This is a genomic window from Streptomyces sp. NPDC056296 (assembly GCF_042268605.1).
In the GTDB taxonomy this organism is placed as follows: Bacteria; Actinomycetota; Actinomycetes; order Streptomycetales; family Streptomycetaceae; genus Streptomyces.
In genome coordinates this window covers 132570-148247 of record NZ_JBHJRX010000015.1, presented here as the reverse complement: position 1 = coordinate 148247, position 15678 = coordinate 132570, and the positions used below count along the sequence as shown (strand labels likewise).

The 15678-nt window shown below is 72.1% G+C and carries 13 protein-coding genes; 7 read left to right on the top strand and 6 right to left on the bottom strand.

The window, feature by feature from the left end; translation table 11 throughout:
• Nucleotides 1-207: 207 nt before the first annotated feature.
• The 3 genes from ACFCZF_RS14165 (at nt 208) to ACFCZF_RS14155 (ending at nt 2648) form a co-directional block, all read left to right on the top strand.
• On the top strand, nt 208-582 hold the full coding sequence (locus ACFCZF_RS14165) for a YybH family protein (RefSeq protein WP_376671875.1): 375 nt from the start codon (nt 208-210) through the stop codon (nt 580-582).
• Between the two features lie 101 nt (nt 583-683).
• Entirely contained in the window at nt 684-2126 is a 1443-nt protein-coding gene (locus ACFCZF_RS14160) for a flavin monoamine oxidase family protein (protein ID WP_376671874.1), read from the top strand.
• Nucleotides 2127-2219: 93 nt separating this feature from the next.
• The gene (locus ACFCZF_RS14155) at nt 2220-2648 is read left to right on the top strand and encodes a YybH family protein (RefSeq protein ID WP_376671873.1); all 429 of its coding nucleotides are present in this window, start codon (nt 2220-2222) and stop codon (nt 2646-2648) included.
• Nucleotides 2649-2732: 84 nt separating this feature from the next.
• On the opposite strand, the gene ACFCZF_RS14150 is transcribed toward ACFCZF_RS14155, so the two are convergent.
• Entirely contained in the window at nt 2733-3311 is a 579-nt protein-coding gene (locus tag ACFCZF_RS14150; protein ID WP_376671872.1) for a hypothetical protein, read from the bottom strand.
• A gap of 225 nt (nt 3312-3536) precedes the next feature.
• On the opposite strand from ACFCZF_RS14150, the gene ACFCZF_RS14145 reads away from it, so the two are divergent.
• On the top strand, nt 3537-4712 hold the full coding sequence (locus tag ACFCZF_RS14145; RefSeq protein ID WP_376671871.1) for an acyl-CoA dehydrogenase family protein: 1176 nt from the start codon (nt 3537-3539) through the stop codon (nt 4710-4712).
• A 195-nt stretch (nt 4713-4907) separates the two neighbouring features.
• Here ACFCZF_RS14145 and ACFCZF_RS14140 read toward each other — a convergent pair whose 3' ends face one another.
• Nucleotides 4908-5798, bottom strand: a complete 891-nt coding sequence (locus tag ACFCZF_RS14140) for an NAD(P)-dependent oxidoreductase (protein WP_376671870.1) — start codon at nt 5796-5798, stop codon at nt 4908-4910.
• Between the two features lie 186 nt (nt 5799-5984).
• Nucleotides 5985-6533 carry a flavin reductase family protein gene (locus ACFCZF_RS14135; protein ID WP_376671869.1) on the bottom strand — a complete coding sequence of 183 codons (549 nt, stop codon included), beginning with the start codon at nt 6531-6533 and terminating at the stop codon, nt 5985-5987.
• 253 nt (nt 6534-6786) lie between these two features.
• Between ACFCZF_RS14135 and ACFCZF_RS14130 the strand changes: the two genes are divergently transcribed.
• Both ACFCZF_RS14130 and ACFCZF_RS14125 read left to right on the top strand, forming a co-directional pair.
• A complete protein-coding gene (locus ACFCZF_RS14130) occupies nt 6787-8391 on the top strand; it encodes an aspartate aminotransferase family protein (RefSeq protein WP_376671868.1) in 1605 nt (534 codons plus the stop codon).
• 159 nt (nt 8392-8550) lie between these two features.
• Entirely contained in the window at nt 8551-10764 is a 2214-nt protein-coding gene (locus tag ACFCZF_RS14125) for a BTAD domain-containing putative transcriptional regulator (RefSeq protein WP_376671867.1), read from the top strand.
• A 398-nt stretch (nt 10765-11162) separates the two neighbouring features.
• Here ACFCZF_RS14125 and ACFCZF_RS14120 read toward each other — a convergent pair whose 3' ends face one another.
• The 3 genes from ACFCZF_RS14120 to ACFCZF_RS14110 are packed head-to-tail and all read right to left on the bottom strand — an operon-like array spanning nt 11163 to nt 14845.
• A complete protein-coding gene (locus tag ACFCZF_RS14120; protein ID WP_376671866.1) occupies nt 11163-13346 on the bottom strand; it encodes a BTAD domain-containing putative transcriptional regulator in 2184 nt (727 codons plus the stop codon).
• The gene (locus ACFCZF_RS14115) at nt 13273-14178 is read right to left on the bottom strand and encodes a thioesterase II family protein (protein ID WP_376671865.1); all 906 of its coding nucleotides are present in this window, start codon (nt 14176-14178) and stop codon (nt 13273-13275) included. The genes ACFCZF_RS14120 and ACFCZF_RS14115 overlap by 74 nt, the downstream gene beginning before the upstream one ends.
• 52 nt (nt 14179-14230) lie before the next feature.
• The gene (locus ACFCZF_RS14110) at nt 14231-14845 is read right to left on the bottom strand and encodes an NADPH-dependent FMN reductase (RefSeq protein WP_376671864.1); all 615 of its coding nucleotides are present in this window, start codon (nt 14843-14845) and stop codon (nt 14231-14233) included.
• Between the two features lie 260 nt (nt 14846-15105).
• On the opposite strand from ACFCZF_RS14110, the gene ACFCZF_RS14105 reads away from it, so the two are divergent.
• Nucleotides 15106-15663 carry a glycoside hydrolase family 25 protein gene (locus tag ACFCZF_RS14105; protein WP_376671863.1) on the top strand — a complete coding sequence of 186 codons (558 nt, stop codon included), beginning with the start codon at nt 15106-15108 and terminating at the stop codon, nt 15661-15663.
• Nucleotides 15664-15678 lie beyond the last annotated feature (15 nt).

Here is a 15678-nt window from a genome sequence, read left to right as displayed (position 1 = left end):
GGGGGTTCTCTCCCGACCCTCAGCAATCGACCTCGAACGAGTAATTCCGTTTTCCCCGAAGCCGGCGGAACCTGGCATGACCGGCGGATTACCGGCCGATGGACGACCTGCGGAACGCCACCGCATAGTTTCGTACCGGATATCCCCGGACGCCGATCACACAAGGCCCGGAACGCCGACTACCGAAAAGGCAGGTCGACTCTTCCCATGTCTCAGCTGGAGAACCTGAAAAAGCACAACGCGCAATACGTCGAGGCGTTCAACGCCGGCGACTTCGAAGCCATGGACGCCTTCTACACCGACGACGCGGTGGCCGTCTGGGAGCCCGGCCAGCCGCTGACCGGGCAGGCCCGGCGGGACGCCCAGCGGGCGTTCCTGGCCCGCAAGCCGAAGATCACCACGTCCACCCGGGACGCCTTCATCGCCGACGACACCGCCCTGCTGATCGTCGACTGGGTCATCGAGACCATCGACGACGACGGCCGGCCGGAGCGCCTGGAGGGCATCGGCGTCGACGTCCTGCGACTCGGCACCGACGGCATCTGGCGGTACGCGGTCGACGACCCGTACGGGCAGAAGTAGCCCGCCGGCCGCCCCCACCCGCCCCGGCGCCCCGCCCCGCCACGGTTCCCGTGCCGCCCCCCACGCCCTGTCATGTTCCTCGAACACTGCTGATGGAAGACATGAAACGCATACACGACACCACTGCCCCGGAGACAGCACCGCGACGTCCCTCGCGCCGTGCCGTGCTCAGGGCCGCGGGAGCCGCCGCGCTGGTCACCGCGCCCGCGCTCGCGGCCGGTCCGGCCTTCGCCGACGACGCCCTCGTGGGCGAGGAGGCCGCGTACGACGACATCGTGATCGGGGCGGGTTACGCGGGGATCACGGCTGCCCGCGAGCTGCGTGCCCGGGGCAGACGGGTACTGGTCCTGGAGGCCCGCGACCGCGTCGGCGGGCGCACCTACACCGACAGCTTCGCGGGTCACCGGGTGGAGATGGGCGGCACCTGGGTCGAGGCCACCCAGCCGCACATCGGCGCCGAACTCAAGCGGTACGGCATCGGGCTGGAGGAGGAGCGTCCGGTGGACCGGGTGCTCCTGCCGACCCCGGGCGGCCCGCGCGAGTACACCCCGGACGACGCCTTCGGCCGGATCGGCGCCGTACTGGACAAGCTGTTCGACGGGTCCCGCACGTACTTCGAGCGTCCTTTCGAACCGCTGTACCGGGAGGATCTGCTGCAGAGCCTGGACCGGCTCTCCCTGCGCGACCGGCTGAACCAGCTCGGTCTGACGGCCGAGGAGGAACTGCTGGTCAACGGCCAGACGTCGGTCTACTCCGGCGGTTCCAGCACATCGGGCGCCTTCACCATGCTGGCGCACTGGTGGTCGCTCGCGGGCTGGAGCAACGAGGGGTGGAACAACACCCAGCGCTGGCGGATGGCGCCCGGCACGGACGGGCTGCTCGCCGCCATGCTGGCCGAGGCCAGGCCGGTGCTGCGGCTCAACTCCCCCGTCGCCTCGGTGACGGACACCGGCTCCCGGGTGTACGTGACACTGCGCTCCGGCGCCCGCTACCGCGCGGCCAGGGCGATCGTGGCCGTGCCGGTCAACGTCTGGCCCACGATCAGGTTCTCGCCGGCGCTGCCCGCGGCCCACACCGCGGCCGCCGACCAGGGCATCGCGGTCCCCTCCGCACTCAAGATCTACATCCACGCCCGGGCCGGCGCGGGCCGGTTCTACGGGCAGGGCGCCGAGGGCGCCGCACCGATCCCGATGATGATGCCCTTCAAGGAGACCTCCGAAGGCCTCGTGTACGTGGCCTTCAGCACCGATCCGAACCTGGACCCGACCGACCGCGCCCAGGTGACCGACGCCGTGCGCCGGTTGGGTGCGGAGCTCGACATCATCGGTCTGCGCGCGCACGACTGGGGCAGGGACCCGTACGCGCGCGGGGGCTGGGCCTTCCGCAAGCCCCGGCAGCTCACCTCGCTCTACCCGCAGGCCCTCGCGCCCAGCGGCCGGGTCGCGTTCGCCAGCGGCGACCTGGCCAACGGATGGTCGGGCTTCCTCGACGGCGCGGTCGAGTCGGGGCTGCGCGCTGCCCGGCAGTCGCTCGGCCTGGAGTAGCGGAAGCCGCCCGGCCGGCGACACCGGTCAGGAACCGAACTTCACGTCCCTTCCCGTTCCAGTCACCTTCACAGAAAGGCGGGCCGGTCCACCATGGCCTACGACTTCAGCACCGACTTCGACCCGAAGAACCCGGACCTCACCGACGACACCGACACCCAGAACGAGGTCTTCCTGCAGGCGTTCAACACCGGCGACGGCGCGATATTCGACAGCCTGTACCGCGAGAACTCCGTTTCCAACTTCTCCGGTGAGCCGCTCACCGGCGCGGCCCGGCTGGCGTTCTTCAAGGAGTTCCTGGCCGCCAAGCCCTCGCTCAAGGCGGAGGTCACGCACGCCTATGTCGCCGGCGACGTGGCCCTGATCGGCGTCGAGTACAGCATCGACACCACCGGCAAGGACGGTGAACCCGTGCACCTGGAGGGCGTCTGCACGGACGTCCTGCGCCGCGGCGACGACGGCCGCTGGCTGATGGCGATCGACCGCCCGGTGGCCGCCACCGGTCTGGTGGCGGCCGAGTAGCCGCTGCCTCCCGACGGTGTACGGGCGCCCCCCTGGACGAGCTGCTCCAGGGGGGCGCCGCCGTGCCGGGCGGAGACGGGCGTATCAGCGCACGTCGCCGTACCAGCGCCAGTCAGTCCGGCGGGGCAGGCCGGGCAGCGCCGCGCGGCCTGCGCACCACAGGAGTGTGTCCGAGGGTCGGTGACCGGTCGGTGCCGCGGGGAAGAGCCGCTCCACGACCGGTGCGCACAGGTCGTCGTCGAGACTCGCCTCGATGCCGAAGCCCTGGGCGATGTCGCGGCTGTGGACGAGCAGTTCGAGCACACCGGCCGCGGCGAACGCGGCGGGGTCTCCCATGCCCCAGGGGTGGAAGGCACGGGCGTCGGCCTCGGTCACGCGCAGGGTCTGGGCGAGCAGGGTGCCGCCGACGCGGACGCTCTCCGCGATCTGGTCCGCGGGCGCGGACGGGTCCATCGCGAGCCGCAGCGCGACGTACCGGTCGGTGGGCCGGGCGACAAGCAGGGCGGCGTATCCGACGACCGCCTGGGACAGGTGATCGACCGTCTCCAGGCTGCTCCACGTCAGTTCGCCCGCAGGCCGGGACCAGTCCCCGGCGCATTTCTCCAGAAGGGCCGCGCCGTCCTGCGCGGCGGCCGAAACAAGTTCGTCCCAAGCATGGTTCATATAACTCATCCTGCCAGCCCCCGACCGCCTTTCCAGACCCGACGGGAACCGCTCGCCCACTCTCCGGTCATCATGCGGTCACCGCCGGGTAATACCCCACACCGAATCCCGCGCACCGCGCTGCCGCGCGATTACCGGAGAGAGGACGGGAATTTCCCGGCACGGGAATCACACCCCATAACGTGAAACAGCAGAGCCCGATCCCGTGTGACGAGGAGAAGACCCATGACCACCGAAGAAGAACTCGCCTCCGTTCTCGACGGGGTACGCACCACCGTGCCGGTCCTGCGCCGCAACGGGCCGGAGAGCGAGCAGCGGCGTTGGATCCTCGAGGAGAACATCCAGCTTCTGGAGAAGGCCGGGGTGTTCCGGGCCGCGGTTCCGCGGCGGTTCGGGGGACTCGACCTGGACGTGGCCCAGCAGGCGCGGATCGTCTCCGAGGTCGCCCGCGGCTGCCCGTCCACCGGCTGGCTCACCATGGTGTGGCTGACCAGTGCCTGGTGCGTCAGCCTCTACCCCGACCGGACCCAGGAGGAGGTCTTCGCCGGCGGCTCCACCCGGGTGTCGATCGTCTTCGCCCCGACCGGCACCCTGAAGCCGGTGGACGGCGGCTACCGCCTGGACGGCACCTGGCGCTTCAACTCCGGTGTCCGCGGCGCCGACTGGGACCTGCTGGCCGCCGAGGTGGAACTGCCGGACGGCTCGCACCAGGAGCTGGTCGCGCTGGTGCCGGCCGCGGAACTCACCATGGCCGACGACTGGCACGTCTCGTCCGGCGCGGGAACCGGCAGCTGCACCGTGACGGCCACGGACCTGTTCGTGCCGGCCCACCGCACGGTGCCGCTGGAGGAGGCGATGGTCAGCGCCACCGGCGATCGCTCCAACACCGGGGCGACGGGACGCAACTACGGTCTGCTCGGCTACATCCTCTCCACCGTCGCCGCCACCCTCACCGGCATCGCCCAGGGCGCGTACGAGCTGTTCCTGGAGCGGGTGCCGGGGCGGGGCATCACCTACACGGACTGGACCGACCAGCGGCAGCACCCGGTCACCCAGCAGCAGGTGGCCCTCGCCGCCAACAAGATCGAGTCCGCCCGGGCGCTCTCCGAGCACTGGCAGCAGGTGCTGCAACAGCGGGCCGACGCCGGCGAGCAGCCCACCGACCAGGAGAAGGCCGTCATCCGCGGCCAGACCGCCTACGCGGGCCAGGTGTGCAAGGAGGCCGTCGAGCTGCTGTACGCGGCGAGCGGCGGCTCGGTCATCCGCACCGACGTGGATCTGCAGCGCTTCCACCGCGACATCCAGGGCCTCTCCCTGCACGCCCTGGTTCAGCTCGGCGCCAACCTGGAGGTGCAGGGCCGGGTGCTGATGGACCTGGAGCCGGGCACGTACTTCCTCTGATCCCCGGCTCGGGCCCCTCTCCCGAGCCGCCACGAGCGGGGCCGGTGCGGCGGCCCCCACGGGCCCGGGGTGCCGGCGGCACCCCGGGCACCGGCATGCGTGGCCCTGGCACGCGGCGGCTTCGCCGGGCAGCCCGACGGGCCCGGACCGTCTTCCCGCGGTCCGGGCCCGTGACGCGTATTCGCGTGCGGCCGCCTACTTCTCCGGGGTGCGGAACAGCTCGGTCATCGCGGCGTAGCTGTTCTGTTCGAAGCCACGCGCGATGGTGCGCTCCATCAGCCCGTGGACGAAGTGCGGCAGTTCGGCGTTGACGCCCTGCGCCTCGCTCTCGTGCAGCAGGTGCTTGAGCGCCCCGAAGTGGACCTCCATCGTCGCGTCCCGGGCGGGGTACTCGCCGTCCCCGGCATCGATCTGGCCGGCGTAGTCCGTGGCGAACACCTTGACGGCGTCGACCCACTTGGTCGCCCAGGGAAGGAACTCCGCCGCCTTGACGCCGGCAGTGGACAGGAGGGCGGCGCCCTGCAGGAAGCTGTTGAGCGTCCCCCACATCATGCCGAGCAGCGAGACGTCGTACAGCGGGGCCAGGGCGTGGTCCTCGCCGAGATGGGTGGTGCCGCCGCCGAGGAGCCGCAGTACGGCGCTGTGCTTTTCGTAGGCCTCCTGGGGCCCGGCGTAGAAGAACACCGAGTCCGGCGCGCCGACCATGGCCGGCACCGTCATGATGGCGCCGGCCAGGTAGCCGAAGCCCAGCTCCTCGGCCCACGTCGCGTTGGCCCGTGCCTGGTCCGACGAGCCGGACGTCAGGTTGGCCACGACGCGGCCCCGCAGCAGGTCGGTCACCGGGTCCAGTACGGCGTGCAGCGCGTCGTTGTCCGACACGCAGACGACGACCAGGTCGGCGGCCGTCACGGCGTCGGCCGGGGTTTTCGCGAGCACCGCCCCTCGGGACACGAGGTCCGCCGCCTTGTCGGCCGACCGGTTCCACACCGTGGTCCGGTGTCCTCCCTTCAGGAACTCGGCGGCCAGTGCCTGGCCCATCAGGCCGAGCCCGATGACCGTCACCGATGAAGGGTCCTTGTCCGCCATGGACGACTCCGTTCCAAGAACGTCGGGATTATTGACGGCTCATGTAAACAGGGCCGGAGAACGAACCGTTCACGGTCACGGAATCGGGCGGTCACGGCCCGGTCATCCGCGGACCACGGAAAGACCGGCGGGACTTTACCCGGAAACGTGGTGCCAGGACGGCGTTCCGGTCCGGTGCCGCTTCCGTCAGGCGGCGTCGCTTTCCGGCCTGCCGAACCGGCCGTCGACGAAGAGCAGTCCGCGGCCCTCGGTGAACCGGCCGGCGCCGACCACCGTGCCGATGAAGACCGTGTGGTCGCCGAAGGCGTGCGCGGCCGTCAACTCGCACTCCAGCCAGGCGAGCGAGCCGCCCAGCAGCGGAGCACCGGTCCGGTCGCCCGGCGTCCAGTGGATGCCCTCGAACTGGGCGGCGCCCAGGGTGCGGTCCTTGTTGGCGAAGTGCCTGGCCAGTTTCTCCTGGTCAGCGCCGAGTATGTTGACGGCGAACCGTCCGGCGGAGCTCAGGGCGCCGTGCATCACCGCGCCGTGCCCCACGCTGCAGAGCACCGACGGCGGCTCCAGGGACACCGAACTGAAGGCGTTCGCCGTCATCGCGTGCGGCTCCGGTCCGCCCACGGTGATGACCGTGACCCCGGTCGCGAAACGCGACACCACGGCGCGCAGCACCGACGGGGTCACCTCGTCGTGCGCGGGCGGGCAGGTGGCGGGGCCGAGGCCGGCGGGCGCGGAATTCATTCCGTATTCTCCGATCCGTTTCGGGTCTTTGTCGCGGTGTTTCGTGAGGCACGCACAGGCCACGGCATCGCCCGAGGAATGGCGACCGGGGGCCCGTATTCGTCAACGTACCTCCGGCTTTTCCGACGACTTCTCATCCACCGGTAATCGCCCGCTCCCGCCCCTCCGCGCGCGGGCCCGGCACCGGCGCGCCGAGCGGGAGCGAAGAACCGCCAGTGACCGGCCGCTGACCGGAATGGCGCAATCTGAGCGCATGGACACCAAGAACTCGGAAGCCGACGCGCCGGAACTCGCCGAACCGTACCTGCGCGAAGTGCTGGGCATGGCGGGGCTGGCCGTCGAGTACGTGCGTGCCGAGGGCAACACGCTGTACCGGCGCGACGAGGACGGTGGCGAGATTTCGGTCGCCGACTTCGCCGGCGGCTACGGCTCCGTGCTGCTCGGCCACAGTCAGCCGGACATCGTGCGCCGTGCCCACGACCTGCTGGACGCGGGGACCCCGGTGCACGCGCAGTTCTCCCGGCACCCGTACGCCAACGACCTCGCGGCCGCGCTGAACCGGATCGTGCACCGCGAACTGCGCACCACGGAACCGTACTTCGCGATCTTCGGCAACAGCGGGGCGGAGGCCGTGGAGGCGGCCGTGAAACACGCGGAACTGGACCGCGTCATGCGGATCGCCTCGCTCCGCGAGGAACTGGAGCAGGCCACCGAGGCGGCCCGGTCCGCCGTGGCCGCGGGTACCGCCGCCGTCCCGGACGGTGTGCGTACGCGCCACGGCATCGCGGCCGACGCGGACCCGGTCGCCGCCCTGGAGGCCCTGGTGGAACAGCTCGACCAGGACAACGCGGCCCGGCTGGACCGGCCGCCGCTGTTCCTGGCGCTGGAGGGCGGCTTCCACGGCAAGCTCGGCATGAGCGTGCAGCTCACCCACAACGAGGGCTACCGCGCTCCGTTCCGGGCCCTGGCCGCACAGGCACGGTTCGTGCCGCGGGACCGGCCCGAGACGCTGAAGGAGATCTACGCGCGCGACCGCGGTGTGGTGCGTGTACCGACCGTGTCGGACGGTCGGGTCGACGTCGTGGAACGCGAGTTCCCCGTGTTCTGCGCCTTCCTCGTCGAGCCGATTCAGGGCGAGGGCGGCATCCACGTCCTGGACCCCGCCTTCGCCGAGGCGATCCAGCGCTTCTGCGAGGAGATCGACTGCCCGGTCGTCGTCGACGAGATCCAGAGCGGCATGGGCCGTACCGGCACCCTGCTGGCCTCTTCACAGCTGGGCCTGAGGGGTGACTACTACGTCCTGGCCAAGACGCTCGGCGGCGGGATCGCCAAAGCGTCGGTGATGCTGGTGCGGCAGACCCGCTACCGGCGGGACTTCGAGATCGTGCACAGCTCGACCTTCGCCAAGGACAGCTTCTCCTGCGGGATCGCCCTGAAGGTGCTGGAACTGCTGGAGGCGGACGACGGCGCCAGGTACCGGCGGGCCACCGAGCGCGGTGCGGCACTGCGCGCGATGCTGGAGTCGGTCCACGCCGACTTCCCCGAGCAGGTCAAGGAAGTCCGCGGACGGGGGCTGCTGCTCGGCCTGGAGTTCCACGACCAGTCGGGATCCGCGTCGGCGTCGGTGCGTGCGCTCGCGGACAGCGGCCTGTTCGGCTACTTCCTGGCCGGCCGTCTGCTGCGGGAGCACCGGGTACGTACGTTCCCGACCGCCAGTGCGGTCAACACCCTGCGCTTCGAGCCGTCGGTCGAGTTGCCGGACGAGCACATCGACCGCCTCGGAACCGGATTGCGGGATGTCTGCCGGCTCCTGCGCGACGGGGACGGCGAGCGTCTGGCGGGAGCCGCGGCACCCTGATCCGCCGTGCCGGAGCGGCTCCGGCCCGCGGCTCGGCCACCGACATATTCGCGTCCGTCAGAACGGCACCGGCGATACCGTCCTTTGAGACAGAGACCGGCTCGCGAATCCGCCGACTGGGGTCGGGGGCGACGGGGCCGGGAAACGGGGGGAGACATCATGGAGTTCCGGCTTCTGGGACCGCTGGAAATGGAGAGCGAGACAGGCCTGGTGCCGCTCGGCGGCACCAGACAACGGGCCGCCCTGGCCTATCTGCTACTGCACGCCAACGAGGTCGTTCCCACCCGGCGCCTGCTGTCCGCGGTGTGGCCCACGGGCCGGGTGCCGGGCACGGCCCGCAAGATCCTTCAAAACGCGATCTGGCGGCTGAGGCGCACCCTGGCCGCGTCGCCGGGCGAGCAGGAAGCGCCCGAACTGCTCACCCAGGCGCCCGGATACATGGTGCGGGTGCCACCCGAGCGGGTCGATCTCATGCGCTTCGAGCGGCTGGCGCGGCAGGGCCGGACGGCGCTGCTGAGCGGCGACGCGGCACGTGCCCGCGAGGCACTGCGCGACGCGCTGGCCCTGTGGCACGGCCCCGCCCTCTCCGACCTCGTCGAGGAGGGCACGGCGTGGCCGGAGCTGACCGCTCTGGAGCAGCAGCGGCTCGACGTCATGGAAGACCGCTTCGAAGGCGAACTCCTGTGCGGTGAGCACCTGTCCGTACTGAGCGACCTGGACGCGTTCGTCCAGGCGGAGCCGCTACGAGAGCGTGCCTCCCACCAGCTGATGCTCGCCCTGTACCGGTGCGGCCGCCAGGCCGACGCGCTGGACGCCTACGCCCGCATCCGCAGCGCCCTGGTCGAGGGCCTCGGTCTGGAGCCGGGCCGCGAGATCCAGCAGCTCCAGCAGGACATCCTCGCCCAGGACAGCCGGCTCGACCCACCCGCACCGCCGCACCGGGCCACCCCCGCACCGCCGCACCGGGCCACACCCGGCTCCGCGCCGGGTTCCGCGTCCGGCGCCGGAGCCGCACCCGGGCGCGAAGACGCCGCTCTCGTGCCGCACGGCCCGCGAATACCCGGCGGCCCCGGCCATCGCCCGGGGCCGGACAGCGGCGTCCCCCGTTCCGGTCACGGCCACGGCGCCTACGGCCCCGCCGGCGTGCTCATGCTCCGCTTCGGGCTGGGCGCGGAGTTCGACGACCTGCAGGGCGGGGACATCGACCGCGTGCTGGACACCGTGTGCGAGCTGGCCCGCGAGGAGATCGAGAAGTCGGGCGGCTGCGCGACGACGTCGGTCGGGTCCGTGCTGCTCGGAGTGTTCGAGGACGGCCCGGACAGCGGCGACTGCGCGGAACGGGCCGTACGGGCCGGCATCGCGATCCGCGACTGCCTCAACCTCCCCGCCTCGCCGACCCCGGTCATCAGGGGTCTGTCGGTGTGCGCGGCCGTGACGACGGGAACGGCGTACGTGTGCCAATGGCCCTCCGCGGCGGGCAACGGCCGACCATGGATCGCCGGCGGCCTGATCGACATGTGCCAGGCGATGCTGGATCGCACCCCGCCCGGCGAGGTCCACGTGTGCGACGAGACGCGCCGCCGGACCGAGGACGCCATCGGCTACCACCGTCGGTCGGCCAGCGACCCGGCGTGGCAGGTGCGCGCGGCGGAACCGGCGGCGGACGGTGACGGCCCGTGCCTGGACCGTGAGCCGGAACTGGGCTTGATGACCGGGTTCCTGGGCCGGGTCCGGCAGCACTCCGCCCCGCATCTGATCACCGTCCTCGATCACTCCGACGCCGGCCGCATCCGGCTGCTGAAGGAGTTCCACCGCCGCGTCGTGGGCTCCGGGCCGGACCCGGTGCGCGTGCTGACCGGCAACGTCCCGAAAGCCGACGACGTGCTGTCCGTCCCGGCCGGGATGCTCGCCGACTACTGCGGCATCACCTGCCAGGACGGCCCCGGGCCCGCCCGGCTCAAGCTGACCACGGCGGTTCGTGAAGTGACCGACCCCGACTGCGCGGCGGAGCTGCTTCCGCTCCTGCGGCCGCTGGTCGCCCCGGTCCGGGGTGGCGCGGAGCCGTGGCTGGTGCTGCGTGCCTGGCGCCGTTTCATGGCCGAGGCGGCCCGCAGGATGCCTCTGGTACTGGTCTGGGACAGCCTGCACCAGGCCGACGACACGCTGCTCGACACGGTGGAGCAGCTGTGCGCCGAGTGTCCGGACGCTCCGCTCCTCGCCGTGGTCGGTGCCCGCAACGAGCTGCTCAGCCGCCGCCCCGTCTGGCCGCGCGGCGTGCAGCACGCGATGACCCTGCGGCTGGCCTCACAGGCCGACGACCCTCTTGACCGCCTGCTGCGCTCGGTCTTCATGCCGGACAGCAGCGCGGCCTGACCGCCTGCCACGGTGCACCGGCCCAGGCCGCCCGCCGGCCCGGGACCGGGGCACAGGTGCCCGGCGGGAACCACGGGCCCGCGGGAAGTCCCTGTCCGGTGCTCCCCGCGCGCACCCGCGCCCCGGTACCGGCCCCGACCGGCGTACCGGCACGCGCTCGCCCTCGGCCGGCCGACGCACCCGGGCCCGACCGGCGTACCGGCACGCGCTCGTCCTCGGCCGGCCGACGCAGCCGGCCCCGACCGGCGTACCGGCACGCGCTCGTCCTCGGCCGGCCGACGCAGCCGGCCCCGACCGGCGTACAGGCACGCGCTCGTCCTCGGCCGGCCGACGCACCCGGCCCCGACCGGCGTACCGGGAACGCCTGCGCGCCGGTGCCCCGTCTCAGCGGGCCCGTCTCAGCGGGCCCGCGGCATGTCGCCCCAACGCCCGCCGGTCACCTCGCGAGCGGCCGGCTCGCGTGCCCGGCCCGGGCCCAGCGGGTGTTCGGGACCCGTGCCGGGCAGCCGCTCCAGAGTGAGCGTCCCGCTGTGCCGCAGACCGCTGCCCCAGAAGGGCCGCCGGTCGCGCAGTCCGCCGGGCCGCGCGCTCGCCAGGATGAACAGCGGCACGTCCTGCGGCAGCGAAGCGAGGCGTTCGACCAGGCCCAGGACCTCCTGATCGGCAGCATGCAGGTCGTCCACGCACAGCACCAGCGGCTGTTCCCGGGCGAGCAGCACCAGGAGATCGCACCAGGCTTCGAGCGCCTTGGCGCCCGACGCCTGGCCGGCGCCGCCCGCACCATGCGGGTCGGAACCCGTGTGCTCGTGGCCCGGACCGAGCCGCCTCAAGAGCCGTTCCGCGGTCTCGCCGCGCCCCGCGACCCGCCGTACGACCTCGTCGAGCCGGCTGTCCATAGTGTCGGAGACAGCGAGCCCGCAGCACGCGCGGAGCACGTCGCACACCGTCCACCCGGCCGCGTCACCGCCGCGTACCCGCACCACCCGTACCGCCTCGCCCTGGATGTCCCGGACGAAGTCGGCCAGGAACCGGGTCTTGCCCACACCAGGGTCGCCCAGGATGGTCACCAGGTGCGGAGCGTCCTGGCGCCGGGCCCGCTCCAGCAGGCTGCGCAGGATGCCCAGTTCGGCCTCGAAGCCGCCGGACGGGTCGGGCAGCACGTCCACGCCGCGTGCCGACCGGAGCCCGGCCACCGCGCGCACGTCCGCGCGCCCGGTCGGCGTGAGCCGGACCAGGTCGGCGGTGTCGGCCGCCGCCTCGGCACTCAGGTGGATGTCACCGGGCGGCACGTGGGCCAGCAGGGCCCGCGCCTCGTCGACGAGGCGCCCCACGACCATGACGGGGCTGGAGGCGTCATCCGGGTCACGGCGTACCAGGGCCTCGCCGGCCGACACGACGGCGTGCCAGGTCGGGCCGGGCACCTGGCTCAGCCGGGCGCACAGCGCCACCGCGGCACGCACCGCGGCACGCGAGGCGTCCGCCCGCGTCGTGCGCAGGCCGAACACCGCCATCGAGATCCGGCCCAGCGACCCGGCGACTTCGCCGCCGAGTTCCTCGACGCACTCGGTGATGGCGGTCACGGCGTCGTACAACACCTGGGACGAACGCGTCCCGTCGTCGGCCGCGAAGGCACCCGGAACGTCCGGGCTGCCGGCGCTGAGGAGCAGGACGACCACCGGCCGGTGTTCGGAACGCAGGGCACGGCTGCCGAGCGGCGGCCCGGCGGGCACCGCCGCCGGCACCCGGTGAGCCGCCCGCGCCGGCTCCGGCGGCGGGATCCTCGCCGGACCGTCCGTGGGCGCCGCCGGACCGGCGTACGAAACCGCGGGTACCGTCTCCGGCGGCCCAGTCCACGGGGGGGCCGCCGGGCCCTCGGCCTCGGACACCGGGGGCGCGGCCAGCGACGGGGCATGGGCGAGGATGTCCTGCTGGAGCGACTGGAGTTCGCGGGACGGTTCGAGGCCGTGCTCCTCGACCAGCGCGCGACGCACCCGGCTGAAGACGTCGAGCGCCTCCGCCTGCCGCCCGCAGCGGTACAGAGCCAGAATCAGCTGGCCGCACAGGCGCTCCCGCAGCGGCTCCTCCTCGGCGAGGGAGACGAGCTGGGAGAGGACGGAGTGGTGATGGCCGCTGCGCAGCTCCGCCTCGAAGCGGTCCTCCATGACGTCCAGCCGCAGCTGGGCCAGCGCGGTCAGCTCCGGCCAGTCGGTCCCGGCCTCGGCGAGGTCGGCGAGCGCCGGGCCGTGCCATTCCTCCAGCGCCGCACCGAGCAGCCGGGCGGCGTCGCCCGGCCGGCCGGTGGCCAGCGCTACGCGTCCCTCGGCCACCCGGCGGTTGAAACGGTGCAGGTCGACGCTTTCCGGATCGATCCGCAGCAGGTAACCGGGCGCCTGCGTGACGAGTTCGGGATGGGAACCGCGGCCGTCCTCGACGGCCTCGGTGAACAGGGCGCGCAGCGCCCACACCGCGTTCTGCACGATCTTGCGGGCGGTGGCGGGCCGTGTCTCGTCAGGCCAGAGCGCGCCCAGCAGTTCGCTGGTCGCCACCACCCGGTTCGCCCGCAGGAGCAACAGACCCAGCACGGCCCGCTGCTTGTGGCCCCCCAGGGCCGGTTGACGTTCCCCTTGCCATGCCTCCAATGGGCCCAGAACCCGGAATTCCACTGCTACCCCCTGTAACTGCGGTCAAGCGGCTGAGCACGACCGTGCTCACCTCGTCCAGCCGCTCGCTCAGATAAAAGTGCCCCCCGGACAGGACCAGGACTTCGTTGTCCCGGTCCGTCTGCCCGGCCCAGCCCGCGGTCGACTCGACCGGTGCGACCGGGTCGGCGTCACCGACGAGCACGGTGAGGGGGATGTTGAGCACGGGACCGTCCTGCCAGCGGTACGAGGCCAGGGCCCCGTAGTCCGCCCGCAGCGCGGGCAGCACCATGTCGACCAGTTCCGGATCGTCCAGAACGGCGGCGTCGGTGCCCCCCAGGTTCCGGACCGCGGCGAGTATCTCCGCGTCGTCCTGGAGCCGGTCGTTTCGGTCGGGAGTCGGGCCGGGCGCACCGCGTCCGGAAAGGAAGAGGCGGGCGGGCAGCGGCGTGCCACTGCTCTGCAGGATCCGCGCGGTCTCGTAGGCGACGAGTGCGCCCATGCTGTGGCCGAAGAGCGCGTAGGGCCGGTCGTCGGCCACGGCGGCGAGCCGGTCCGCTATCCGGGCGGCGAGGTCGAGGATGCCGTCCGCCGCGGGTTCGGCCCGCCGGTCCTGCCGGGCCGGGTACTGCACCGCCAGGACGTCCAGCGCCCCGGACAGCTTCCGCGACAGCGGTGCGTAGCTGCTTGCCGAACCGCCCGCGTGCGGGAGACAGATCAGCCGGGGAGCCGTCGGCACCGGCTCGCCGAACCGCCGGAACCAGGTGATGTCCATGTCCGTGTCACTCCTCACGTCGTCCTCACGATGTCCTCACCGTGTCCTCACGTCAGTCGTCGGCACACGCGAGGTTCGGATGGTCGTACGGCTCGCTGCGACGGGCCCGGCTCAGCGCGCGCGCCCACCAGACGAGCCGGTCGAGCATGGCGACGGCGTCGCGCCGACAGTCCTCGGTGTCGAGGAACTGTCCATGGCCGCCCCACCGCTCCTGGTAGTGGTGGAAGCTGACGGTTTCCGGCAGCGTCACCGCGTGGGACTCGGCGAACACCTGGCGGAGCTGGCCGACGGCGCACAGCCCGCCGGACGCGCCGCCGTAGCACACGAAGCCGACGGGCTTGGCCCGCCATTCCGTGTCGTACCAGTCGATCGCGTTCTTCAGCGACGCCGGATAGCCGAAGCGGTACTCCTGCGTCACGACGGCGAAGGCGTCCGCGGCGGCCAGCCACGGGGAGAGGTCGCGGACCGCGGAGGGCAGCGGAGCGCTGGGATCGGCGGCCATGAGGTCCGGCAGCCAGGCCGTGGCGAGATCTATGACGTCGACCTCGAAGTCCTGGCGCGAACGGGCGCGAGCCCCGAGCCACTCGGCCGCGGCGAGGCCGAACCGGTCGTCCCTGGCCGCGCCGACGAGGATCACCAGCCGCAGCCGGTCGTCTTGTTCGTCCATCCGTGTCCCTCTCACGCCCTGTGCGCGCCGCTGGTCCGAGCCCTTGCCCAGAGCCCCTTGCCCTAGCACTCGTCCACTGTGCGGCACAGACCTTCGGAAGGGCTTCGGGTCTTCTTACGGTCGGGCTTCGGGCCGGTGCGGAGACCGGTCGCCAGGAACCTGAGGCCGGAAGTCGCCGTTTCCGCTTCCGGCGGGGATCACCCGTGCCATCGTGGGGAATAACCAACTCCCGTCCCCCCACAGCCCCTCAGGGAGGCTCCATGCTGCGCGGCATCGATGTCAGCGCGTACCAGTCCTCCACCTACGACACGGACGGCCTCTCCTTCGTCTTCGTGAAGGCGACGGAAGGCCGTTCGTACGTCAACCCGAAACTCGCGGCCCAGACGAAGCGAGCCCGCGACGCCGGACTCGTCGTCGGCTTCTACCACTTCCTGTGGCCGGGCAACCTCACCGCCCAGGCCGAGTACTTCGTCTCCAAGGCCCCCGACCGGGCCGGTGACATCCTCGCCGTCGACTGGGAGACGACCGGCGAGGGCACCCATGCGAGCAACGCGGAGAAGGACAGCTTCATCCGGAAGGTGAAGGCGCTGCGGCCGGACAACCGGGTGATCCTCTATGCGAACAGGAACTACTGGCTGAACGTGGACACCACCTCGTACGCGGGCGAGGGCCTGTGGATCGCCGACTACGTGTCGGCCGGCAAGCCCCGCATCCAGGCCGACTGGCGCTTCCACCAGTACACCGACGACCCGGTCGACACCAACGTGGCGGACTTCGCGAGCAAGGCGGCACTGAAGAAGTGGGCCGACGGCGCCTAGGTCGTGTCCGGCGGG

What these genes read in the sequence shown, in the direction of transcription:
- ACFCZF_RS14165 (WP_376671875.1), top strand. Translation starts at nt 208, where the DNA reads ATGTCTCAGCTGGAGAACCTGAAAAAGCACAACGCGCAATACGTCGAG.
- ACFCZF_RS14160 (WP_376671874.1), top strand. Translation starts at nt 684, where the DNA reads ATGAAACGCATACACGACACCACTGCCCCGGAGACAGCACCGCGACGT.
- ACFCZF_RS14155 (WP_376671873.1), top strand. Translation starts at nt 2,220, where the DNA reads ATGGCCTACGACTTCAGCACCGACTTCGACCCGAAGAACCCGGACCTC.
- ACFCZF_RS14150 (WP_376671872.1), bottom strand. Translation starts at nt 3,311, where the DNA reads ATGAACCATGCTTGGGACGAACTTGTTTCGGCCGCCGCGCAGGACGGC.
- ACFCZF_RS14145 (WP_376671871.1), top strand. Translation starts at nt 3,537, where the DNA reads ATGACCACCGAAGAAGAACTCGCCTCCGTTCTCGACGGGGTACGCACC.
- ACFCZF_RS14140 (WP_376671870.1), bottom strand. Translation starts at nt 5,798, where the DNA reads ATGGCGGACAAGGACCCTTCATCGGTGACGGTCATCGGGCTCGGCCTG.
- ACFCZF_RS14135 (WP_376671869.1), bottom strand. Translation starts at nt 6,533, where the DNA reads ATGAATTCCGCGCCCGCCGGCCTCGGCCCCGCCACCTGCCCGCCCGCG.
- ACFCZF_RS14130 (WP_376671868.1), top strand. Translation starts at nt 6,787, where the DNA reads ATGGACACCAAGAACTCGGAAGCCGACGCGCCGGAACTCGCCGAACCG.
- ACFCZF_RS14125 (WP_376671867.1), top strand. Translation starts at nt 8,551, where the DNA reads ATGGAGTTCCGGCTTCTGGGACCGCTGGAAATGGAGAGCGAGACAGGC.
- ACFCZF_RS14115 (WP_376671865.1), bottom strand. Translation starts at nt 14,178, where the DNA reads ATGGACATCACCTGGTTCCGGCGGTTCGGCGAGCCGGTGCCGACGGCT.
- ACFCZF_RS14110 (WP_376671864.1), bottom strand. Translation starts at nt 14,845, where the DNA reads ATGGACGAACAAGACGACCGGCTGCGGCTGGTGATCCTCGTCGGCGCG.
- ACFCZF_RS14105 (WP_376671863.1), top strand. Translation starts at nt 15,106, where the DNA reads ATGCTGCGCGGCATCGATGTCAGCGCGTACCAGTCCTCCACCTACGAC.